This is a genomic window from Mycolicibacter sinensis (assembly GCF_001667945.1).
In the GTDB taxonomy this organism is placed as follows: domain Bacteria; phylum Actinomycetota; class Actinomycetes; order Mycobacteriales; family Mycobacteriaceae; genus Mycobacterium; species Mycobacterium sinense_B.
The window spans coordinates 38,025-60,947 of the sequence record NZ_LZJK01000046.1; the positions used below are offsets into that span (position 1 = coordinate 38,025).

The following is a 22,923-nucleotide window of genomic DNA, read 5'->3' on the forward strand; positions in this document are numbered from 1 at the left end:
TGCCGCGACTCCTTCGGCTACTTCTGGATCGGCGGGATGACGATGATGGTGGCGGTCGTCGCGATGTCAGGGCCCGCCGCGACGGCGTTGGTGACCTGCGTGACGGTGCCGATGGTGCGCTGGGAGGCCGCGCCGACGGCCTGGCTGACGGGGGCGCTGAGCGCGCGGCCCGCCAGGCTCGACGCCGCCATCTGCCCGAACATGGCGTTCTCGCCGTTGACCGCCATCGCCGGGGCCGCATCGAGCACGGCCTTGGGCAATACCGACGCAACGGTCTGCACGCTGGGAGCGGCCCCGGGAGCCGCCGTAGCCCAGCTCGTCGGTACCGACAGTGACCCGACCGTGCCCGCGCGGCCGATCGCCGCCGTCGCCGCGGGCACGCTGGCCGGGTTGACCGCCGGCCCGCCGGTCAGCAGCTCGCTGGCCAAAAGCGGCGATAACGCCCCGGTAATGGGCTTGGGGTTGAAGAACGACCCCAGGCTTTGCGCACCGTTGTTCATACTCACCAAGCTGGAGCTGACCTGCCACCAGTTCTTGAACAGCCGCAGGATTCCCAGCGGCGAATACGGGCCGTCGACGACCTTGATGAAGTTGGTGATGCTGTCCATGCCGTTCTTCAGGCCGGAGGTCGCCTGCGAGGCCGCGGCGGACAGCGACGCCGGGTTCGTCGTCAGCGTTTGCAGGGTGCTCGGGACCTGCGACATCAGCTGAGACAGCGCTGACTGCATGTTGGACCCCGCCGAAGACTGCGTGGCGTTGGCCACCGCTGCCACCTGGCTGCTCTGTCCGCTCGGGTCGGTGGTCTCCGGTGGCGCGGTGAACGGCGTCAACTGGGTGGCGGCCGCCGAGGAGCCGGCGTAGCTGTACATCGCGGCGGCGTCCTGAGCCCACATCTGGCCGTACTGGGCTTCGGTGGCCGCGATCGCCGGAGCGTTCTGCCCCAGGAAGTTGGTGGCGACCAGCGAGGCCAGCAGTGCCCGATTGGCCGCGATCACCGGCGGCGGAACGGTGGCGCTGAAGGCCAGCTCGTAGGCACCGGCCGCCGCCCTGGCCTGCAGCGCCGCCTGCTCTGCCTGCGCCGCGGTGGCCCGCATCCACTGCTCATAGGGTGCCGCGGCGGCCGCCATCGCGCCCGACGAGGGCCCGTGCCAGGCTGAGCTCGCCAGATCGGCGACCACTGACCCGTAACCGGCCGCGGTGGAGTGCAGTTCGGCTGCCAGCGCATCCCAGGCGGTGGCAGCGGCCAGCATGGGAGCCGACCCCGGCCCAGAATAGATTCTGGCGGAGTTGATTTCCGGTGGCAGCGCCCCGAAATCCATAGCCCTCCTTCGCTAACGCCGCCTGCATGTCACCGGCAATCCATAGGCCACGGTGGGCGGTCGATTTCGCTCAGCGTGATGTGATCCAAAGGTTAGCCAGCGGCAGGCCGGTCCCCGGCCGGGCGAGACCGGCGCTCCCGCCCGCGCGCGGTGTGTTTCGCGCGCGCGTACTCCGGCGGGTGAAGTCCCATCGGTCCGACGCCGCTGCACAGGCTGGCCTGGGCAAACGCCCAGTAGCGGCCGCCGGGGCCGACTCTGCTGGCGAGGGCAGGCCGACCGGTGGGGAGCAAAAGAATCTGGCTGCGAGAAACTCACACCGCCGCCGGGCAGCCGCGCTGATCAGGCCTTGCTGATCGCTACCCGCACACCGTCGCCGATCTCAGTGGCGTCGGCACCGGGCTCGCCGAAGTCGAAGGCGGTGGCGAGGATCTCGCCGGCGATCAGGTCACGATGGGTTTGCGCCCAGCCCAGCCGCGGGCCCGGAACCGACAGCACGACACTGATCCGATCGGAGACCTGCAGGCCGCTGTTCTTGCGCAGCTCCTGCAGTTCCCGGATACGGTCTTTGGCCCAGCCCTCGGCTTCGAGTTCCTCGGTGACGGTGCCGTCGAGCACCACCAGGCCGGCGCCGTCCGGCAGCGCCACGGTGAACTCCGGATCGGCGGCCACCAGCTTGGAGGTGTATTCGCCCTCGCGCAGCACCACCGGTCCGGCGCTCAGGGTGCCGTCCGGGTTGAGGACGCCCTCGCCCGCCTTGACGGCCTTGATTGCGGTCTGCACGTCCTTGCCCAGCCGCGGACCGGCCACTTTGGCGTTGACCGCCAGGTCGAAGCGGCCGTAGCGGGCGATGTCCTCGCTCAGCTCGACGGCCTTGACATTGAGCTCGTCGGCGATCAGTTCGGTGAACGGCGCCAGCCGCTGCGGCTCATCGACGGCCACGGTGAGTTTGGGCAGCGGCAGCCGGACCCGCAGCTGATGCGACTTGCGCAGCGAGGACGCCGCGGAACACACCTCGCGCACCTGGTCCATCGCGGCGACCAAGTCGGCGTCCGCGGGCAGGCTGCCGTCCTCGGGCCAGTCGGTCAGGTGCACCGACCGCTCGCCGGTGACGCCGCGCCAGATCACCTCGGTGGTCAGCGGCAGCAGCGGCGCGGCCAGCCGGCAGGTCACCTCGAGCACGGTGTGCAGAGTGTCGATGGCATCGCGATCCTCGTCCCAGAACCGCTGCCGGGAGCGCCGCACATACCAGTTGGTCAGCGCCTCGGTGAACTGCCGCAGCTCCTCACACGCGCTCGAGATGTCGCAGCTGTCCAGCGCGGCGGTCAGCGTGTCGCGCAGCGCGGCCAGCTTCGCCAGAATGTAGCGGTCGAGCACATGCGACGAATCGGTGCGCCACACCCCGGATTTGGGCGCGTAGAGCGCCAGGAAGCTATAGGCGTTGGTCAGCGGCAGCATCACCTGGCGCACGCCCTCGCGGATGCCCGGCTCGGTGACGATCAGATTGCCGCCCCGCAGGATCGGCGAGGCCATCAGGAACCAACGCATGGCATCGGAGCCGTCGCGGTCGAACACCTCGTTCACATCGGGGTAGTTGCGCAGCGACTTGCTCATCTTCTGCCCGTCGGAACCCAACACGATGCCGTGCGCCACACAGGTTTTGAACGCCGGCCGGTCGAACAGCGCGGTGGCCAGCACGTGCATCATGTAGAACCAGCCGCGGGTCTGGCCGATGTACTCGACGATGAAGTCGCCCGGGTAATGGGCCGCCTCCCCCGCGCCTCCGTCGAACCATGCCGCATTCTCAAACGGGTAGTGCACCTGCGCGTAGGGCATCGACCCGGAGTCGAACCACACGTCGAGCACATCGGGAATGCGCCGCATCGTCGAGGCGCCGGTTGGGTCGTCGGGGTTTGGCCGGGTCAACTCATCGATGTAGGGCCGGTGCAGATTGTCGGGCCGCACCCCGAAATCGCGCTCCAACTCATCCAGGCTGCCGTAGACATCGATCCGCGGATATGCCGGATCGTCGGACTTCCAGACCGGAATCGGGGTGCCCCAGTACCGGTTTCGCGAGATCGACCAGTCCCGCGCGCCGCGCAGCCAGTTCCCGAAGATGCCGTCCTTGATGTGCTCGGGATACCAGGTGATCTGGTCGTTGAGTTCGACCATGCGGTCCCGGAATTCGGTGACCCGCACAAACCACGACGAGACCGCCTTGTAGATCAGCGGATTACGGCACCGCCAGCAGTGCGGATAGGGGTGCTCGTAGGTCTCGTGCCGTACCAACACCGGCCCGTTGGCGACGGCCGGTCCGGTGCCGTTCTTCAGGTCGGCGATGATCGCCTTGTTCGCGTCGAACACGTGCTGCCCGGCGTAGTCGGGCACGCTGGAATCAAAGCGGCCCTTGGCGTCCACCGGGGTGACCGGGGTGATCCCGGCGGGGTCGGTGGTGTTCTTGTCGTCCTCACCGTAGGCCGGCGCCAGATGCACCAGCCCGGTGCCGTCCTCGGTGGACACGAAGTCGGCGGCCAGCACCTGAAAGGCGTTGGCGGAGTCCATGAAGTACGGGAACGGCGGCAGATACCGCAGCCCGACCAGCTCCGCACCACCGTAGCGGCCCAGCACCTGTGGTTCTTCCCCGAGTTCACGCGCATAGGCCGCCAGTCGCGCCTCGGCCAGCACATAGCGCCGCTCCCCTGCCGCCACCTGCACATAGGTCACCTCGGGGTGGACCGCGACCGCCATGTTCGACGGCAGCGTCCACGGCGTGGTGGTCCACACCACCAGGTGCGCACCGGCCAGCTCACCGTCCCGCACGGCGAACCCGACGGTCAGGGCCGGGTCCTGGCGGCTCTGGTAAATGTCGTCGTCCATCCGCAGTTCGTGGTTGGACAACGGTGTCTCATCGCGCCAGCAGTACGGCAGGACGCGGTAACCCTCATAGGCCAGACCCTTGTCCCACAGCTGCTTGAACGCCCACAGCACCGACTCCATGAACGGCAGATCGAGGGTCTTGTAGTCGTTGTCGAAGTCGACCCAGCGGGCCTGCCGGGTGACGTAGTCCTGCCATTCGGCGGTGTAGCGCAGCACCGATTCCCGGCAGGCCTGGTTGAACGCGGCGATTCCCATGGCGTCGATCTGCGACTTGTCGGTGATGCCGAGCTGGCGCTCGACCTCGAGCTCGGCGGGAAGCCCGTGGGTGTCCCAGCCGAACCGGCGCTCCACCTTGTAGCCGCGCATGGTGCGATACCGCGGCACGATGTCCTTGACGTAGCCGGTGAGCAGGTGCCCGTAATGGGGCAGCCCGTTGGCGAATGGCGGGCCGTCGTAGAACACATACTCTTCGGCGCCGTCGCGGCGGGCGATGCTGGCCCGGAAGGTGTCGTCGGCTGCCCAGTACTTGAGAACCTCGGCTTCGGCCGCCGGGAAGTCGGGGGCACCGGCGGCCGGTTTCGGATAGCTGCGTTCGCTCACTTCTCGTCGTCTCCCAAGCGCCCGGCCCGGGGACGACGCCGCGCGGGTTGCGCGAGCACCGCGGTACCACCCCGCTTGCCGCGCTGCCGGCGCGACCGCTCAACAAGGCTGTGACGGGCCTACCCGTTCGGTTCTACTGGGGTCCGTGTCTGGGCCGGGCCTGTTCTTCCGAAGGCTCCCCGGTGATGGCCGGATCATTGCCGATCACCCGATTGTACGGAGAGCCGCCGATTCGCCGGACACGGGTTCTACCCGCGCTCGGACTTCTACACTTTTTCTTCGTGGCATTCAGCGCGTCATATGCGCGCGATGTGGTGCTGCCACTGGCGCAGGCGGCCTACACCGTGATGTCCGGTGCTGCGCCGGCCCTGCCGCCCGGTTTCACCCGAACGGCGTTGATCGAAGCCGATCCCGCCCACCTGGCCACGTTGCCCGAGCAGCACCCGGCACAGGCGATGGCCAAGGACACCCACATCTTCGGGCTGATGGGGCACGACCTCGCCACCGGCACCGCGTTCGTGTCCTTTCGCGGCAGCTCCGATGTGGCCGACTGGATCGCCGACTTCGATTTCCTGCCCGCGCCCTACAAGCCGGTCACCGGTTTCGGCCAAGTCCATGCCGGATTCCAAGACGTCTACTTCTGCGTTCGTCACAGCGTCGCCGCCAACCTGCCCACCGCCGCCGACGGCTGCCAGAACATCCTGATCACCGGGCACAGCCTCGGCGCGGCGCTGGCGGTGCTGGCGGCACCGGACATCGCCGGCATCAGGCTCCCCGGAACACCACCACGCACCATCGAGCCGCGACTGACGACGTTCGCCGGCCCGCGGGTGGGGCTGCCCGATTTCGCCGCCGCGTTCGACGCGGCGATCGAATGCTGCTATCGGGTGGTGAACTTCCTCGACATCGTGCCGCTGGTGCCGCCGCGGCCGTATGTCCACGTCGGCGCCGAGATCGCGGTGGACAGCGGCGGGGCGATCGACGTCGGCTGGCGCCACAGCCTGGCCGCCTATGACGCCGGGCTCTCGGCACTGATGGCGGCGCCGCCGTGACCTGGCCACCGAGGGCGCCGGTCGTCCTCGCGCTGGTCGCGGCCACCGCGCCGGGCGTGGTCAGCCCGGCACCGCCGAGGTCCGCGGAAGCCGCGGTGCGCCTCGCCGGCCTGGGCGACGGTCTGGCGCTGATCATGGGTGGCAGCGGCAACCCGCTGCCGGGGCCCCGATACGTCGACGCCGCCGACGCCCTCTACCTGCAGCCGCACGGATTCACCGGCACCTCGCAGCCGTTGTTCACTCCGGAGGGTTTCTACCCGACGACCGGCGTCAAGAGCCTGCCGGCGTTCGTCTCGGAGACTCAGGGCGCGCAGATGCTCAGCGAAACGGTCAGCCGCCAGGTCGCCGGCGGGGGCGTGGACGCCACGAATCCGGTGGTGGTGTTCGGCTATTCACAGAGCTCCGCGCTGTCCTCGCTGGCCATGCGCGAGCTCGCCGACCGGCACGTGCCGGCCGAGGACGTGCACTTCGTGCTGGTCGGCGACACCGCCGCCCCTAACGGGGGGCTGCTGGAACGCTTCGACGTCCCGCTCGGCTCCAACCCGTCGATCCCGAGCCTGGGCATCACATTCGGCTACCCCACCCCGGACCTCTACCCCACCGACGTCTACACCCTCGAATACGACGGCTTCGCCGACTTCCCCCAGTTCACCCTCAACCCGCTCGCTGACCTGAACGCCCTGGCGGGTCTGGTGCTCGAGCACTTCACCTACCTCGGTCTGGAGCCCGACCAGATCGCCGGCGCCATCCCCCTGCCTACCGCCGCGGATTCGCTGACCCACTACTACCTGATTCCGCAGGATCATCTACCGCTGCTGGATCTGGTGCGCTTTGTGCCGTTCATCGGCAATCCGCTGGCCGACCTGGTGGAACCGGACCTGAAGGTGCTGGTCAATCTCGGCTACGGCAGCATCACCGAAGGCTGGAGCCAAGGGCGGGCGGACGTGGAAACCCCGTTCGGGTTGTTCCCGGCCGGCCTCGACTGGACCGAGGTCATCCAGGCGTTGCTGCGCGGAATCCCGCAAGGGCTCATCGCCGCCGGCAAAGATCTGCTCGACCCGACCAACTACGACGTGTTCGCGACAATCGCCGACAATCCGGTGACCGGCCCACTGCTGCGGGCGGCGTATGCGGTCGGCGATCTGACCGTCAATCCCGCCACCTTCCTCGAGGACCCGAACCTGCAGAGCTTGACCGCGGTGCTCAACGCCCTGGACCTCGGCTCATCGGAGACGCCGCCGGACCCGTTCGCCCAGCTGCTTCCGCTGGCCGACGTGGTCACCGCGTTGACCATCACGTTGCCGGCCTACGACACCGCGGTCTTCCTCGATCAGCTCCAAGCGGGCAACCTCCTCGAGGCGATCGGCCTTCCGATCGCGGCCGACCTGGCGCTGATCCCGATCGCGATCGGGCTCGGCCTGGGCGGCTTGGGCCTTTAGCCGGGTCTCTAGCGCGCCTCCCGGCACTCCCAGCAATCGGGCATCAGGCCGGTCTCGATGAAGTCGGTCAGCGCTGCGGCCTGGTCGGGTTCCAGCCCGGTGTCGGCTGCCCGGTAGATGACCTGCTCCTCCTTGGAGTTGTGTACCGCGAGCTGATCGAGCAGCAGACGGCAGATCGCGCCCATGCGCTCGGTGTCACCGTTGACCACCAGTGCGGCCAGCGCATCCATGGTGCGCCAGATCTCGCCGTGCTCGGTCATCATCACCGCGACCGGAATCGCCATGCCGGCGTGCCGGATCGGCGGGAACAGGATCCGTTCCTCGAGGTAGATGTGCCGGCGCAGCCCTTCCAGAGCGGCGTTCAGCCCGTCGGCGTCCACTCGGCCGCCGATGAGTCCGTTCAGGAACGCCTCCAGGCGGGCGTCGAGTTCTTGATGCTCCCGCTCCAACACAGCCGACGGGGACATGTCTGGGTTGTCAACGGACACAAGCGTTCTCCAATCCTGATTCACGCCCCGGCTTTCGCGCAGACCCAGCCGTCGGGCATCCGGCCCGATGCGATGAACCCGGCCAGTTCGGCGGCCTGCTCCGGCGCCAGGCCGGTGTCAGCGGCCGGGTAGATCACCGGCTCTTCCACCTTGTTGTGGTCGATCAGCAGTGCCGAAAGGCGTTGGCAGGCTTCGCGCAATGCGTCCTGCTCGACCGGTCCGCCTGGCCCGCCGGCCAGCTCATCGAGTGTGTCCATGGTGCGCCAGATCTCACCGTGGCCGCGGATCATCCCGAACACCGACATCATCTGGGCGCCCGTGCTGATCGGCGGGAACAGGAGCTCTTCCTCCAGGTAAATGTGGCGCCGCAGCGCCGCCAGTGTCTCGCGGAGGGCGTCGGCGTCCACGCTGCCGGCGTCCAGCTTGTCCAGAAACGCTCTGATCCCGGCATCGATCTCCTGATGCTCGCGTTCCAGTGCGGCCGAAAGGCTTTCGTCAGGCATCTGCCGCCTCCTTGGTGCGGACGCCGCCTGAGATCGAGCCGGAAACCGCAGGATATTTTTTACAATCAGGACTTGGCTAAATGTTAGTCCACGGGGCGGCGTGCCGACCAGCGCCGATCGGCACCGCTTAGCGTTCGGTCTCTTCTTCAGGCGGCTGCATGGCCGCCAGCACCTCGGTGGGGCGATCCTCGGCGGGCGTCGGGGGCAGTCCGGACAGTTCGGGGAAGGCCGTGGCCACCATGTCCTCGAATGTCCGGTCATGCTCGTCGGCCGGCTCACCCGACGCCACAGCCACCTCGTCGGCAGCGTTATCGGCGTCGTCCTCGGCGTCGGCGTTGACGGCGTCGTCGTGGTCCTCGGCGTCGTCGCCGGCCGCGGCGGTGGCCGGCTGGGCCGCCTGCGATGCCCGCGCCGGATGCTCACGCACATTCAGCGGCCACCAGAACCACCGGCCCAGCAGCGCAGCCACCGACGGCATCATGAACGAGCGCACGATCAGGGTGTCGAACAGCAGGCCGAGACCGATCGTGGTACCCACCTGGCCCACCACCCGCAGGTCGCTGACCAGCATGGACGCCATCGTGAAGGCGAAGACCAATCCGGCGGCGGTGACGACCTTGCCGGTGCCGCCCATCGCCCGGATGATGCCGGTCTTGATCCCGGCGCCGAGCTCCTCCTTGAATCGGGCGACCAGCAGCAGGTTGTAGTCACAGCCCACCGCCAGCAGGATGATGACCGACATCACCATCACCAGCCAGTGCAGGTGGATGCCGAAGATGTACTGCCACGCCAACACCGACAGCCCCACCGACGCCCCCAGCGAGGCCAGCACGGTCCCGACGATCACCAAGGAGGCGATGAAGCTGCGCGTGATCAGCAGCATGATGATGAAAATGATTGCCAGCGAAGTGATCCCGGCGATCAGCAAGTCGTAGTCAGCGATGCCCTGCAGATCGTTGAAGAGTGCGGCGGTGCCGGCCACGTAGACCTTGGCCGTCGACAGCGGCGTGCCCTTGAGGGATTCGGTCGCGGCCTTCTTGATCGCGTTCACCCGCGCCATGCCTTCCGGCGTCGCCGGATAGCCGTCGTGGGTGATGAAGAAGCGCGCCGCGTGGCCGTCCGGCGAGAGGAACAGTCCGATCACGCGTTTGAAGTCGGGGTTGTCGAATGCCTCCCGCGGCAGGTAGAACGAGTCGTCGCTCTTGGCCGCGTCGAAGTCCTGGCCCATCGCGGCCGAATCCCCGCCGACCTCCTCGACCTGCGCCATGATCCCGGACATGGTGCTGTGCAGTGTCAGCATCATGGTCTGCAGGCTGCGCAGCGCGGCGATCTGCGCCGGCATCATCTCCAGCAGCTGCGGCGTCACCACGTCGACGTTGTTCATCACCGGCGCCAACTCGTTGAGTTTCTCCGTGAGTTGGGTGGCGCCGTCCATCGAGGCATAGGCCGACCGAAGCGACATGCAGGTCGGATCTTGACGGCAATCCGGTTGCCCGTCAACGGATTCGCGCAGCAACTTGGAGGACTCGTTGAAATCGGCCATATGGCTGCGCATCTGGTTGGCCAGATCCATCGCCTCACGCGAAACACCGGTCGCCTCATGGGTGTTGGTGCCCAGCTGCTGCATGAGGGCATACATCCGTTGCAGCGAGGCGATGGTGCCCTCGAGATCGTCGGCCTGCTTGCGCATGTCGGCGACCCGATTCTTCATGAAGTCCAGGTTCTGCATCTGCCCGGCGCTTTGCATGCTGAGCAGGAACGGGATCGAGGTGTGCCCCAGCGGGGTGCCCTCGGGCCGGGTCACCCCTTGCACCAGGGCGACCCCCTCGACCGCGAAGACGCTCTTGGCCAGCTTGTTGAGCACCAGGAAGTCCGCCGAGTTGCGCATGTCGTGATCGGACTCGATCAGCAACACCTCGGGCAGCAGCCGCGATTCCGGGAAGTGCCGCGCCGCGGCCGCCCAACCGAGGTTGGCCGGGGTGTCGGCCGGGATGAACGACGGGTCCTTGTAGCTGACCTTGTAGCCGGGCAGCGCCAGCAGCCCGATGAGCGCAACCGAGCAGGCGGCCACGAAGATCGGCCCGGGCCAGCGCACGATCGCCGTGCCCACCTTGCGCCAGCCGCGATCCGACATCTTGCGCCGCGGTTCCAGGAGGCCGAAGCGGCTGGCAACCGCCAGCACCGCCGGGACCAGCGTCAGCGCGATCGCCACCGCGACCAGCATGCCGACCGCGCACGGGATGCCCATCGTCTGGAAGACCGGCAGCCGGGTGAAACTCAGGCAGAAAGTGGCGCCGGCGATGGTCAGGCCGGACGCCAGCACCACATGGGCGACCCCGCGGTAGGTGGTGAAGTAGGCCGTTTCCGGATCCTCGCCGGCATGCCGGGCCTCGTGGTAGCGGCCGATGAAGAAGATGCCGTAATCGGTGCCAGCGGCGATCGCCAACGTGACCAGGATGTTGATCGCGAAGGTGGACAGTCCGATCCAGCCGTTGTGGCCTAGGAAGGCGACGATGCCGCGCGCCGCCGCCAGCTCGATACCCACGACCGCCAGCAGCAGGGCGACCGTGCTGACCGAGCGGTACAACAGCAACAGCATCAGCGAGATCACCGAGACGGTGGCCACCAGGATCTTCAGCACCGCGCGGTCACCGCTGGTGTTCATGTCGGTGACCATCGGCGCGGGACCGGTGACGTAGGCCCGCACGCCCGGCGGCGCGGGGGTGCGGTGCACGATGTCGCGGACCGCTTCGACGGAGTCGTTGGCCAGCGCCTCGCCCTGGTTGCCGGCGAGATTCAGCTGGACCAGGGCCGCCTTGCCGTCGGGGCTTTGGGCGCCGCCCGCGGTCAGCGGGTCTCCCCAGAAGTCCTGGATGTGCTGGATGTGCGTGGTGTCCGCGTTGAGCTGGGCGATCAGCTCGTTGTAGTAGTGGTGGGCGGCGTCGCCGAGCGGCTCGTCACCTTCGATGACGATCATCGCCGCACTGTCGGTGTTCGACTCCTGGAAGTCGTGCCCCAGGCGGGCCATCGCCTGAATCGACGGCGCGTCCTTGGCGCTCAACGACACCGGGTGGTCCTTGGCGACCTGCTCCAGCGGTGGAACAGCGACGCTGACCAGAAGCGTGATCGCCACCCAACCGAGAATGATCGGTAGCGCAAACTTACGGACCACTCCCGCTGCAGACAGCCGGCTAAGGCTCAGGTGGTGCGTTCTCGTCACTTTCCAAGGCCCCTCACCAGACGATTTCCCCCAAGCGATCACTGTAACCCCTGGTTCGCCGACCGGGGCAGTGAAAGCTACCCGATCAAGTAGTCCGACAGCGGGAAGTGATCCTGCTCCTTGACCGCGGTGCGCACCGAGGTGGGCCGGAAGAGCGGGGCTTCCCCGGTGTGGTGGTTGAACCAATAGGAATTCGACGTCGCGCAGTTGCCGAGGTGGAACACCGAGCTGTCCAGCAGGCTCATCATCCGGTCGTAGAAGCGGGCGTTGGCCTCTTCGGTGACCTCGAAGGTGCGCGCCTGGCGCCGCTGCAGCTCGCCGAACAACCGGTTCATGTGCCGCATCTGGTACTCCACGGTATTGAACCAGGACAGGCCGACCCAGGCGAAGGGGCTGGCCATGTTGATGAAGTTCGGGAACTGGGGTGCGGTCATGCCCTGGTAGGCCTGGAAGCGGGTCTCCCGCCACCACTTACCCAGGTTGCGGCCGCCGCGACCGACCACCTCGATCGCCGGCAGGTTGCCCTCCCAGACGTCGAAGCCGGTCGCCAGCACCAGGGTGTCGATCTCGCGCTTGGTGCCGTCGCACGCGACGATGCCGTCCGGTTCGATCCGCTCGATCCCGGCGGTTTCCAGGTGCACATGCGGCTTGGTGAACGTCGGGTAGTAATCGTTGGAGATCGTCGGGCGCTTGCAGCCGAAGTCGAAGTCAGGCCGCATCTTGCGGGCCAGTTCGCGGTCCCGCACCGACAGCAACCGGTGCAGGGCGGATTGGGCCGCCATCGCCTTGTTGAGAAACTTGAACCGCCGGTAGCGCCACATGGTCAGGACCATCATGAAGTCGGTGAGGTTGTCGGTGATCCACCGCACGATGCGCTGGGTGAACGGCATCCGGGCGAACATCGCCTGCACCACCGGCGGGAACACCACGTCGGACTTGGGTGTCACCAGAATCGGGGTGCGCTGGTAGACCGTCAGCTCGGCGACCTGCTTGGCCAGCTCGGGAATGACCTGGATCCCGGTGGAGCCGGTCCCGATGATCGCCGCGCGGCGCCCGGCCAGCGAGTACTCGTGGTCCCAGGCCGCGGTGTGGATGATGCGCCCGGCGAAGGTCTCGATGCCGGGGATGTCCGGCGTCTTCGGCTGGCACAAAAAGCCGGTGGCGACGATGAGGAACTGCGCGGTCAGCGTCTCGCCGCCGGCCAGGGCCACCCGCCACACCTTGGTGTCCTCGTCCCACTGGGCGCCGTCGACGCAGGTGTTGAAGCGCATGAAGCGGCGCACGTCGTACTTGTCCGCGACGTGCTCGGCATAGGCCTGCACCTCATGGCCGGGCGCGAACAGCCGCGACCAGTACGGGTTGGGTTCGAACCAATAGGAATAGGTGGTCGAGGGCTGATCCACCGACAGGCCCGGGTAGTGGTTGACCCGCCAGGTGCCGCCGAGACCGTCCTCGCGGTCGACGATCAGGATGTTCTGATAGCCCAGCCTGCGCAGTTGGATCGCCGCGCCGATTCCGCCGAAGCCCGCGCCCACGATGATGGCCTCGTAGTGCTGGTACTGCTGGGTCCCCATAAGGTGAATACGCTACCGCAATGCCGGGTCTCGGCGCTGTGCGCGCAGGTCAGTCGAACTGCGGACACCCGCAACCGGAGGTAAAGTAACGGGCGCTGCGCGGTCGCGAGATGGCCGCAATCACACCACGTCGGCGCGACGGGTCTTAGTGTTCTGCCAATCTCGGCGGTAAGCTTCGGCCTAGCCGCGGATCCCTCGCGCGCAGCCCAACGACGGGAGTGTTCGAAATGCCGATCTGGATCGACGTCTTCGGGCTGCTGGGCAGCCTGGGGATCGCCGGCTTGGTGTTGGCCACCGTCGCTCGTGCCGTCGCGCGCTACCGCCGCAATATGGATGTCGCCGACGACCCTCAGTACACCGCGACACTGGCCAATCTCTCGGAGAGCTCGGTACGGCGCCGCTTCGATCCGTTCACCGATATCGACTGGGACGCCCCGGAATACGCCATCACGGCCGACGATCCGCGCTGGGTGCTCAAGGACGACGCACTGGCACGCACCGACTGGTACCGCAGCCAGCCGCTGGACAAGCAGATCGCGATCGGGATGTGGCGGCAGGCCAACATCGCCAAAGTCACCCTGCAGTTCGAAAGCATGCTGATCCGCGGGCTGGTCCAGTACGCGTCCCGGGTGCCCAACGGCTCCCCCGAACACCGCTACTGCATGCACGAGTCGGTCGAGGAGTGCAACCACGTCCTGATGTTTCAGGAACTGGTGAACCGCATCGGGTTCGACGTTCCCGGGATGCAGTGGTGGATGCGCTGGCTGTCCCCGCTGATGCCGTTGTACGCCGGACCGTTCCCCAACGTGTTCTTCTTCGGCGTGCTGGCCGGCGAGGTGCCCGTCGACGTGCTGCAGACCAACGCCTTGCGCGAGGCCGGCTCCGGGCATCCCGTGGTGGAGAAGGTGATGGCCATCCACATCGCCGAGGAGGCCCGCCACATCTCGTTCGCCGACGCCTACCTGCGTAAGCGCGTCCCGAAGGTGTGGCGGATCAACCGGCTGTGGATGTCGGTGTACGTGCCGTTCGTCATGCGTCTGCTCGCCAAGCCGATGGTGGTGCCGCCGCGCAGCTTCTTCCGGCAGTTCCAGGTGCCGCGTGCGGTGCGCAAGCAGCTGGTGCACGGGACCCCGCAGTCCCGGCAGGAACTGCAGGACACGTTCGCCGACATCCGGATGCTGTGCAACGACATCGGCCTGATGACGCCCGCCGGCCGGCTGATGTGGCGTATCTGCAAGATCGACGGGCCCCCGTCGCGCTACCGTGGCGAACCGCAGCGGGTACCGGTGCCGGCGCACGTTACCGGGGTCTAAAGCACGTCCCCAGCTGTGCCATACTTTCGGTATGGTGCGTTCCCCATCTCAGACCTTGGAAAAAGTCGGTGCCGATCTGGTCTACCGGATCTCGGCGATGCCGCTGTACAAGAAGGCCTTTAAATACTGGTACCCGTACATGACCCGGCGGATGGGGCACGACGACGTCGTCTTCCTCAACTGGGGTTACGAGCAGGACCCGCCGCTGGGCCTGAAGCTGGATGAGGCCGACGAGCCCAACCGCTACTCCATCCAGCTCTACCACCAGACCGCCAGCCAGATCGATCTGACCGGCAAGAAGGTGTTGGAGGTCAGCTCCGGCCACGGTGGCGGCGCCTCCTTCATTGCCCGGACCCTCAAGCCGGCCTCCTACACCGGTCTGGACTTCAACGCCGACGGGGTGGCCTTCTGCCAGAAGCGCCACCAGGTGCCGGGCCTGGAGTTCGTGCAGGGCGACGCGCTCAACCTGCCGTTCCCGGACGAGTCCTTCGATGCGGTGATCAACGTCGAGGCCTCCCACATCTACCCCGACTTCGCCCGGTTCGTCAGCGAAGTGGGCCGGGTGCTGCGTCCGGGTGGACACTTCCTGCACACCGACTTCCGCGCCAAGGAGGACATCGAGTCCTGGCAGCAGACCCTGGCGACGCCGCCGCTGCGGCTGCTCAACGAGCGTGACATCAGCCGGGAGGTCGTCCGCGGGCTCGCGGCGAACTCGCCGCGCTCCAACGAGCTGATCAACGAGCGGCTGCCGTTCTTCCTGCGGCGCTTCGGCCGGGAGTTCGCGGTGGTCGAAGGCTCGCTGTTCTACCGCGACCTGGACCGTGGCGAGATCACCTACCGGATCTTCGACCTCGTCAAGGACTGAGGTCCACCCAACTGTCAGATCGCCGGAGCGGGGGCGCAGTTCCCCCGCTCCGGCCTTTTTTGAATCGACTCCGTTAATTCAGCGTCTGACAGCGGGTTAGGGTGGCTTCGATCATCCGCGCTCAAACCTGACGATCGTGACGAGGGGCTTTGCCATGGACCAAAGGGAATTGACGCGTCGGCTTCGCTTTCGCGCCAGCCTGCTCAAGATCGGCACCGACGGCCTGATCGGGGTGGCCCGCGACCGGGCGACGGCCTACCGCTACGCCCTGACCGGCCGCGAGACCGCCCCCCTGACCGATTTCGACCCGTTCGCGCCGGAGACGATGCGCGACCCGTATCCGGGCTACCGCACGCTGCTGGACGGGCCGAAGGTCTGGTACAGCCGCAAACGTGGCATCTGGATCATCCCCGGCTATGACGAGGTCTGGAAGGCCTTGCGCGACGACGACGCGTTGTCGTCCGCCGAGAGCCAGGCCCGTTTCCGGGTTCGCCTGCAGACCATGAACGCCACCGACCCGCCGGTGCACACCCGGCTGCGCCGGTCGGTGTCGCGGGCCTTCACCCCCCGCGCGATGAAGTCGTGGGAGATCAACATCAACCGCGCCGCCGACGAACTCGTCGCTGCGATGCTCCAGCGTCGACGCGTCGAGATCGTGGCCGACCTGGCCAAACCGCTGCCCAACCGGCTGATCACGATGATGCTGGCGATACCGCAGGAAGACCGCCACCAGTTCCTGGAATGGGCGGACATCATCAACGAGGCCGCGTTCGCACCGCTGACCCTGCGCGGGATGGCGTTGAACATGCGCTCCAGCCAGGCGGTCATCGCCATGCACCGCAGCCTTGACCCGATGATCAAAGCCCGCCGCGCCGCGCCCGGGGACGACCTGATCTCGATGCTGGCCGCGCCCAGCGGGGACGACACGCTCTCCGACGACGAGGTGTTCTGGACCGCGTCGATGCTCGTCGGGGCCGGCAGCGAGACCACGACCAACCTGATCTCGGGCCTGTTCCTGACGCTGGCGCAGCGTCCGGACGTCTACACCCGGCTACGCGAGCACCCTGAGCTCATCCCGGCTGCGATCGAAGAACAGCTGCGGTTGGTCTCCCCGGTGCAGGGGTTCTACCGAACCGCGACCCGCGACTATCGGGTCGGTGAGCACACCATCCCGGCCGGTGCTCGGGTGCTGGTGCTGTATGCGGCCGCCAACCGGGACCCGCGGCACTACCCCGACCCCGACACCTTCGATTTGGACCGCAATCCGACCGATCACGTCGCGTTCGGCGGCGGCGCCCACTACTGCCTCGGCACGCACCTGACCCGCATCGAAGTCAGCCGGGTGCTGACGCAGCTGATCCCCCATGTCGAGGCCATCCGGCTGGACGGGCAGCACCGCTACTTGGTCAACGCCACGATGCGCGGCCTCGAGCACCTGCCCGTCGAATTGGTACTCGCCGGCACCGGCGAGCGGGTCGGCACGGATATCGACGACGAATCCGGGGTAGTCGACACCGTATGACTGGCGCGACCAGCCCGGTAGCGCTCGTGACCGGGGCGACGAGCGGGATCGGCGAGGCGACCGCCGACCGACTGCAGGCGGCCGGCTATCGCGTTTACGCCGTGGGCCGCAATCCCGAGGCGCTGCAACGCCTTGCTTCGCGGGGACTGTCCGCCCGCGGACTCGATGTCACCGACGAGGCCGCCGTAGAGCGGCTCGTCGCGGAGATCGTGACCGAACACGGTGGGGTGGACGTGCTGGTCAACTGCGCCGGGTTTCCGCTGACGTGTCCGCTCGAGCAACTGGCGCTGGATGACCTGCGCAGCCTTTTCGAAACCAATGTCGTTGCGGCCCTGCACTTGTCGCAGGCGGTACTGCCCGGTATGCGCGAGCGCGGGGCCGGAGTCATCGTCAATATCGGCAGCACCGGGGGACGCTTCGCCAGTCCGGGGGCCGGCGGCTACCACGTGATCAAGTACGGCATGGAGGCGCTGTCGCTGGCGCTGCGGGCCGAGGTGGCGCGCTTCGGGGTACGCGTGGTGCTGCTCGACCCGACCGGCGTGCGGACACCGTTCGTCACCGCCCAGCAGGAGGCGCACCCGACCTACGCCGCCGACGACCCATACGGTGGGTTCAAGCGTCGTTACGCCGACACCACCCGCCGGCTGAGCGAGAAACCCGGCGTGATGATCGAAGCCGACGCCGTGGCCCGCGCCGTGATCCGCGTCGTTCGGGCGCGTAACCCCAAGCCGCGCTACGTCGTCGGGCTCTCCGGCAAGCTCACCATGCTCGCCCGGACTCTGGTGACCGACCGGATGTGGGAACGAATCCTGATGCGCGAACTACGCGACTGAGGCCCGGCGACCTCCCGACCCAGTCATCGGCGCGACATACCGTCCGTGACATACTGCCTCGGTGGCCACGATGAACCGCCTGATATTCAATCCGGTCTCCCACCGCGTTATGACGAACCCGTTCGTCTACCACCTGCTGTTCACCTCGTTCGTGACCAAGCGATTCGCCACCCAGACCAAACTGCTCTCCGGTGACGACTGGCTGTTCCTGAACTACGGCTACGAGGAAGACCCGCCGATGGCGGTGCCGCTGGAGGCCTCCGACGAGGTCAACCGCTTCTTCATCCAGCAGTACCACCGCACCGCGGCCCAGACGGATCTGGCCGGCAAGAAGGTGCTCGAGGTCAGCTGCGGTCACGGCGGCGGCGCGTCGTATGTGGCCCGCACGTTCAAGCCCGCCTCCTACACCGGCCTGGACCTCAACGAGACCGCCATCGAGTTCTGCCGGGAGCGCCACCAGCTGCCCGGGATGGAATTCGTCCAGGGTGACGCCGAGAACCTCCCGTTCGAGGACGGGTCGTTCGACGTGGTGCTGCATGTCGAGGCATCGCACCTCTACCCGCACCCGGCGCGGTTCTTCGCCGGCGCGGCACGGGTGCTGACGCCGGGCGGGCACTTCCTCTACACCGACTTCCGCCGCCGCAGCGAGCTGGCCCGCTGGGACGCCGAGCTGGCCGACAGCGGACTGCGGCTGGTGTCCCAGGAGGACATCAGCATGGAGGTGTTGCGCGGCAACGAGAAGAACCTGGCCCGCAAGCAGGACATGATCGCCCACCACGGCGGGCTCGCCCGCTTCGCCAGCGCCGCGACCGACTGGACCTTCAACGGCGCACTGAAGAACGGCGAGTTCGTCTACCGGCTGTACTGCTTCACCAAGGACTGACCAGCCTCGGTCGGCGACGGCGCCACGGGCCCCTACCGCCCTTACAGACCTTGGTCGCCGAGCCAACCGTGGATGCGTTCGGCCACGGCCTCCCAGCCGGGCTCAAGCATCATGTTGTGCCCCATGTCGGGGAAGAATTCCGCCTCGGTGCGGTAGGCGCGCGCCGTCGCCTCCACCTCTTTGCGGGTGTGCGCGCCGTCCTGATCTGCGCCCAGCACCAACAGCGGCGTCGTCACCCGCTCCGGGCGCGGCAGCCTGAGGACCAGGCAGTCAATGCTGACTCGGGAACTGTCCTCCTGCAGCCGGGCTGCGCAGTCGGCGACGACGTCTTCGGGAGTGTTCGCGGAGAAGAACTTCTCCCGCGCCTGCTCCGGGGTGTTGATGTAGCGCAAGGATTTTCCGGTGATCGCCATCTTCACGGCCTGTCCCGGCCGGCGCCGCAGCCAGCGCAGGCTGGATCCAACGTTGCCCTGCGGGGGGATAGACGCCATCAGGACACCGGCCGGCGCGGTGTTGGTCTCCAAGTACTTCTGCACGATCAGCCCGCCCATCGAGTGGCCGATCACCACCGGCGGGACCGGCAGGCTGTCGGCGACCGAGGCGATGTCGGCGACGTAGTCGTCGACGGTGCAGTCGCGCAGCGGCTTGTCGATGCCACTGGCGCCATGACCTCGGAAACTGACCGCCAGGGCGCGGTAACCGTGGTCGGCGAAGTACCCGAGGAAATGCTCGTTCCAACACCAGGCGGCGTGCCAGGCCCCGTGCACGAACAACAGCGGAACCGGATGGTCTTCGCTGACACAGCCCTTGTCGATCACCTCAAGCACCACGCTGCTCCCCCTGTCCGGCGATCCGCCGTCCCCCGACATCGACGATAACCGGGTCTTCCCCTTACCCGAGCTGCGAGTCGACAGTGGAGTGCGCCGCGCCAGCAACGGTAGCAGCGGACCGTGCGGCACGACGCGGTAGGCGCCAACCAGCAACCGGTTCGCCCACCCCGGTGTCACCCGTCCCCTCCCGGCGGCCAGACCCTCGACCGCTGCCTGGGCCACCGTGTCCACCGACTTCCACATCACCGCCGGCAACACCTGTTTGCGCTCCCCTTCGCGGAACCCCGCCGCGACGTCCAGGCCGGTGTCCACCGGCCCCGGGCAGAGTGCGGTGACGGTGACGCCGGTGCCGCGCAACTCGCTGCGCAGGCTCTCGGTGTAGGAGGCGACGAACGCCTTGGCAGCGCCGTAGGTTGCCTGCCCGGGCAGCGGCCCAAACGCCGCCACCGACGACACATTCAGCACGGCCCCGCGTCCCCGCTCCACCATGCCCGGCAGGAACCTGGTGCACAGGTCGACGACGGCGGCGACGTCGACCTCGACCAGGCCGAGTTGGCGCTCCGGTTCGGTGTTCGCCGCCAGCCCCACCACCGCCAGGCCGGCGTTGTTGACCAGGACGTCGGGGACCAGACCCAGGTGGGCGATCCGGCCCGGCAAGGCGGCCCGTTCCGTGCGGCGCGACAGATCGGCCGGCAGCACGTGCACCGGCCGGGGACTCAGCTCGGCGGCCAGCGCGTGAAGGCGATCGGCGCTGCGCGCCACCAGGACAAGCTGGTGACCGCGCCGGGCAAGTTCGCGCGCCACGGCCGCGCCGATCCCCGACGATGCGCCGGTGACGATGGCCGCGCGGCCGGGACCGGGTGCTGGTAAAGCCACCTGGCTACCCTATCGTCCGGTGCCCCGCCGAGCGTCCCCTGGCAAATATCTGACACTCGGGTAAATTGACGGCTTCCCTCGACAGGCGCTGGGGCGAGTTCCTGTGTACGCTGACACGGTCATGTGTCTGACGTAAATGGGGGATTTGATGACGCATTCCAGCTATCGGTGGCTGACGGTCGGTTTGGTAGCGGGGGGCTGCGCCGGCCTGATGGGGATGACCTCGATGCTCAGCGCGGGATTCGCGCTCGGCGAGGACACCGCGCTCATCATGGGATCGGCCCTTCAGCCCACCCCGAAGGACTCGTACATCGACCAGGTGATGGCCGATTTCCTCAACCCCCAGAACCCGTTTCCCGGGCAGCCGACGTTTCCCGGCTACACCCCGGTCGGGGTGACCACACCGGAGACCGATTACGGTCCGGGCCTGACCCAGGGCGTCGCCGACATCGACAAGGCGATCATGGAGCACTTGGCCAACGGCGACAATGTCACCGTCTGGGGCTACTCGATGAGTGCCGCGGTGGCTACTCAGGAACTGTTGAACCTGCTGGCGCTGCCGCCCGGTGAGCAGCCGGATCCGGACACCCTGAGCTTCGTGTTGCTGGAAAACCTCGGCAACCCCAACGGCGGGTTCTTCACTCGGTTCGAGGGCTCGGGCATGCCGGTGACACCGCCGGACGGGATCTACCACACCGACATCTACACGATCGAGTACAGCGGGGCGACCGACTTCCCGAAGTATCCGCTGAACTTCCTCGCGCTCGCCAACGCGATGGCCGGCTACGTCTACCTGCACCCGGCCCTGCTGCCCGGTTGGCCGACGACGTTCGACCCGAGCTCGATCGCCGACGCGGTCGAGCTTCCGACCTCAGAAGACGTCAACACCGACTACTATCTCATCCCGACGCAGAACCTTCCGCTGCTCGACGGGATCCGGGCGTTCCCGGTGTTCGGACCGGCGATGGCCGACCTGGTGCAGCCCGCGCTGCGGGTGCTGATCGACCTGGGCTATGACCGCACCGATCCCGCCGATGTCGTCACGCCGATTTCGTTGAGCATGCCGCCGATCGACTGGGACACCGTGGCGCAGAATCTGCAGCTCGGGTTCGAGCAGGGCTGGATCGCCGCCCAGGTCGATCTGGGCATGCTGCCGGAATCGGAGTTGCCGGATCTGTACCCGTATCTGCCGGATCTGTCCGGTCTGATCGGGGCCTAGCACACCTCCGGTCGGCCGGCCCCGGATCGGGCCGGCCGACTAGGTGGCGGCGACGTCGAACACGGCATCCCAGAGCCCTTGGATGTCGAAGGGCCCGATGATCCCGCTGTTGTCGGCGATGTTGTACAGATAGTCGCCCAAAAAGTTGTGGATCTGCTCGACGGTGGGCAGGAAGCCGGTGGTGTCGATCACCGCGTCGGGCGGAAGCGGATTCTTCAGGTCCAGCAGCACCGTGCCCAGCCGCCACAGCCAGGCTTCATAGTCGATGATCTCCGGGGTCGACACATTGGCGGTGCCCTCGTCGTAGTGGGCCAGCCACTGGTCGATGACGGGGTTGCCCGGCCACAGGTCGCCAACCGCCTTCACCAGCAGGTAGTAGCTGGGCGTGTTCCAGTCGTCGGGATCCGTGATGTCGCCGGCCGGGTCGGGCAACAGGCAGGGCCCGGGGCAGAACGGGCTGCCCGGGATGAACGGGTTGAACGCCACCAGCATCGACGCGATCACAGCCTGCAGCACCCGGCCGAACTCGACCGGGTCGGGCAGCTCGAACTTGGCCGGGTCGAACGGCTGCAGCAGGCTGTTGTAGAAGTTGATGAACGGCTGCTCGAAGTTCATCTCGTACGACGACCCGGCCCACGGCACCAGCGGAGCCTTCGGGTCGATGTTCGGGTAGTCCTCCGGGTCGAGGCCCAATTCCTCCAGAGTGCGGCTGCCCGTCCAATAGAAGCCGTCGTGCGCCAGGCCACTGTTGACCATGCCGGGCGAGTTCGGGTCGAAGTAGTACGCGTTGCCGTCCATCATGTCCGAGAACGGGACCTGGAACCAGTTCTCGATCAGGGGGAATTTCTGCAGACCGGTGATGATCAGCAGGCTCCAGAGGGCTTGGTCGATCCAGGTGAAGCCGGTGATCGGGCTGACCGGCATAGCCGGCAGGCAGTCCAGGCTCTGACAAATCGGGTGCATCGGGATCTCTACCGTCGCCAGCATGGCCAGTTGCTGGCCGAGCCCCGGGTAGAACAGGTCCCCTTCATGGCCGGCCCCGGACAGCTCCGGGAACGGCACCAGCAACTGCATGACCGATTCGAAGTGGCCCGGGTCGCCCGGGTCCTCGCCCCAGACGTTGGTCGGGCTGCCCACGAACCACGGCCCGCTGTAGAACAGCGACTTCGACAGCGTGTCCAGCGCGTGGATCTCGTTCGCCGGAATGTTGACCAGGGCCTGGAAGAGGTTCAGCGGAACGTTGAGCAATGACTCGCCGGCGCTGAGACGCTCGGCGAGGTGAACCGCGGCGGCCGGAGCGGGCACCGGTGGCGCGGCCGGAGCGACGGCGATGAGTCCCGCCATCGTGATCGCCAACCCAGCGGTGGAGTAGCTGCGCAGGGCCGCGACCATCCCGATGATTCCTCCAGTGACGGTGAAAAGGCGCGTCTGAGATGACCGGACCTAAGACGGCTTACGCAATCTACCAAAGAATTTCCTGAGCGCAACCGATAAGCGCGGTGCCCCCAAAAGC

At 67.3% G+C, this 22,923-nt stretch carries 16 protein-coding genes and 1 pseudogene; 8 read left to right on the top strand and 9 right to left on the bottom strand.

All coding sequences use genetic code 11. The features are described 5' to 3' along the window. Positions 1-17: 17 nt before the first annotated feature. Complete coding sequence (locus A5694_RS05740; protein WP_064920879.1) at positions 18-1,319, bottom strand: PPE family protein; 1,302 nt, start codon at positions 1,317-1,319, stop codon at positions 18-20. A 339-nt stretch (positions 1,320-1,658) separates the two neighbouring features. After that, entirely contained in the window at positions 1,659-4,793 is a 3,135-nt protein-coding gene (gene ileS / locus A5694_RS05745; protein WP_064920880.1) for an isoleucine--tRNA ligase, read from the bottom strand. Positions 4,794-5,074: 281 nt separating this feature from the next. Between ileS and A5694_RS05750 the strand changes: the two genes are divergently transcribed. Both A5694_RS05750 and A5694_RS05755 read left to right on the top strand, forming a co-directional pair. Then, positions 5,075-5,845 (top strand): lipase family protein, encoded by a 771-nt coding sequence (locus A5694_RS05750; RefSeq protein ID WP_064920943.1) that lies wholly within the window; start codon positions 5,075-5,077, stop codon positions 5,843-5,845. Then, positions 5,842-7,284: a PE-PPE domain-containing protein gene (locus A5694_RS05755; RefSeq protein ID WP_064920881.1), complete on the top strand. Its 1,443-nt coding sequence runs from the start codon at positions 5,842-5,844 to the stop codon at positions 7,282-7,284. Before A5694_RS05750 ends, A5694_RS05755 begins: the two co-directional genes overlap by 4 nt. A gap of 8 nt (positions 7,285-7,292) precedes the next feature. On the opposite strand, the gene A5694_RS05760 is transcribed toward A5694_RS05755, so the two are convergent. The 4 genes from A5694_RS05760 to A5694_RS05775 all read right to left on the bottom strand — a co-directional run bounded on the left by A5694_RS05760 (position 7,293) and on the right by A5694_RS05775 (position 13,069). Continuing rightward, on the bottom strand, positions 7,293-7,751 hold the full coding sequence (locus A5694_RS05760; protein WP_064920882.1) for a hemerythrin domain-containing protein: 459 nt from the start codon (positions 7,749-7,751) through the stop codon (positions 7,293-7,295). 41 nt (positions 7,752-7,792) lie between these two features. Then, complete coding sequence (locus tag A5694_RS05765) at positions 7,793-8,275, bottom strand: hemerythrin domain-containing protein (protein ID WP_064920883.1); 483 nt, start codon at positions 8,273-8,275, stop codon at positions 7,793-7,795. A 127-nt stretch (positions 8,276-8,402) separates the two neighbouring features. Then, entirely contained in the window at positions 8,403-11,477 is a 3,075-nt protein-coding gene (locus A5694_RS05770) for an RND family transporter (RefSeq protein ID WP_419179701.1), read from the bottom strand. Positions 11,478-11,572: 95 nt separating this feature from the next. Beyond that, the gene (locus A5694_RS05775) at positions 11,573-13,069 is read right to left on the bottom strand and encodes a flavin-containing monooxygenase (protein WP_064920885.1); all 1,497 of its coding nucleotides are present in this window, start codon (positions 13,067-13,069) and stop codon (positions 11,573-11,575) included. A gap of 227 nt (positions 13,070-13,296) precedes the next feature. Between A5694_RS05775 and A5694_RS05780 the strand changes: the two genes are divergently transcribed. From A5694_RS05780 to A5694_RS05800, 5 genes are all read left to right on the top strand, one after another. Beyond that, positions 13,297-14,382 (top strand): AurF N-oxygenase family protein, encoded by a 1,086-nt coding sequence (locus A5694_RS05780; RefSeq protein ID WP_082952534.1) that lies wholly within the window; start codon positions 13,297-13,299, stop codon positions 14,380-14,382. Between the two features lie 97 nt (positions 14,383-14,479). Continuing rightward, positions 14,480-15,247 carry a phthiotriol/phenolphthiotriol dimycocerosates methyltransferase gene (locus A5694_RS05785; RefSeq protein ID WP_064920945.1) on the top strand — a complete coding sequence of 256 codons (768 nt, stop codon included), beginning with the start codon at positions 14,480-14,482 and terminating at the stop codon, positions 15,245-15,247. Between the two features lie 154 nt (positions 15,248-15,401). Further along, positions 15,402-16,769 carry a cytochrome P450 gene (locus A5694_RS05790; RefSeq protein ID WP_234786322.1) on the top strand — a complete coding sequence of 456 codons (1,368 nt, stop codon included), beginning with the start codon at positions 15,402-15,404 and terminating at the stop codon, positions 16,767-16,769. A gap of 26 nt (positions 16,770-16,795) precedes the next feature. Further along, positions 16,796-17,602, top strand: a complete 807-nt coding sequence (locus A5694_RS05795) for an SDR family NAD(P)-dependent oxidoreductase (protein WP_234786323.1) — start codon at positions 16,796-16,798, stop codon at positions 17,600-17,602. A 70-nt stretch (positions 17,603-17,672) separates the two neighbouring features. Continuing rightward, positions 17,673-18,485, top strand: a complete 813-nt coding sequence (locus A5694_RS05800) for a phthiotriol/phenolphthiotriol dimycocerosates methyltransferase (RefSeq protein WP_064920946.1) — start codon at positions 17,673-17,675, stop codon at positions 18,483-18,485. Positions 18,486-18,526: 41 nt separating this feature from the next. Here the strand turns inward: A5694_RS05800 and A5694_RS05805 are convergent, their stop codons facing one another. Together A5694_RS05805 and A5694_RS22400 are read right to left on the bottom strand one after the other, a co-directional pair. Continuing rightward, entirely contained in the window at positions 18,527-19,312 is a 786-nt protein-coding gene (locus A5694_RS05805; RefSeq protein ID WP_185746561.1) for an alpha/beta hydrolase, read from the bottom strand. Between the two features lie 75 nt (positions 19,313-19,387). Then, positions 19,388-20,191: pseudogene (locus A5694_RS22400) on the bottom strand (SDR family NAD(P)-dependent oxidoreductase); the annotation flags it as partial. A 148-nt stretch (positions 20,192-20,339) separates the two neighbouring features. Here A5694_RS22400 and A5694_RS05810 point away from each other — a divergent pair. Continuing rightward, positions 20,340-21,410 carry a PE-PPE domain-containing protein gene (locus tag A5694_RS05810; RefSeq protein ID WP_234786324.1) on the top strand — a complete coding sequence of 357 codons (1,071 nt, stop codon included), beginning with the start codon at positions 20,340-20,342 and terminating at the stop codon, positions 21,408-21,410. A 39-nt stretch (positions 21,411-21,449) separates the two neighbouring features. Here A5694_RS05810 and A5694_RS05815 read toward each other — a convergent pair whose 3' ends face one another. Then, on the bottom strand, positions 21,450-22,802 hold the full coding sequence (locus A5694_RS05815; protein ID WP_064920888.1) for a hypothetical protein: 1,353 nt from the start codon (positions 22,800-22,802) through the stop codon (positions 21,450-21,452). Positions 22,803-22,923 lie beyond the last annotated feature (121 nt).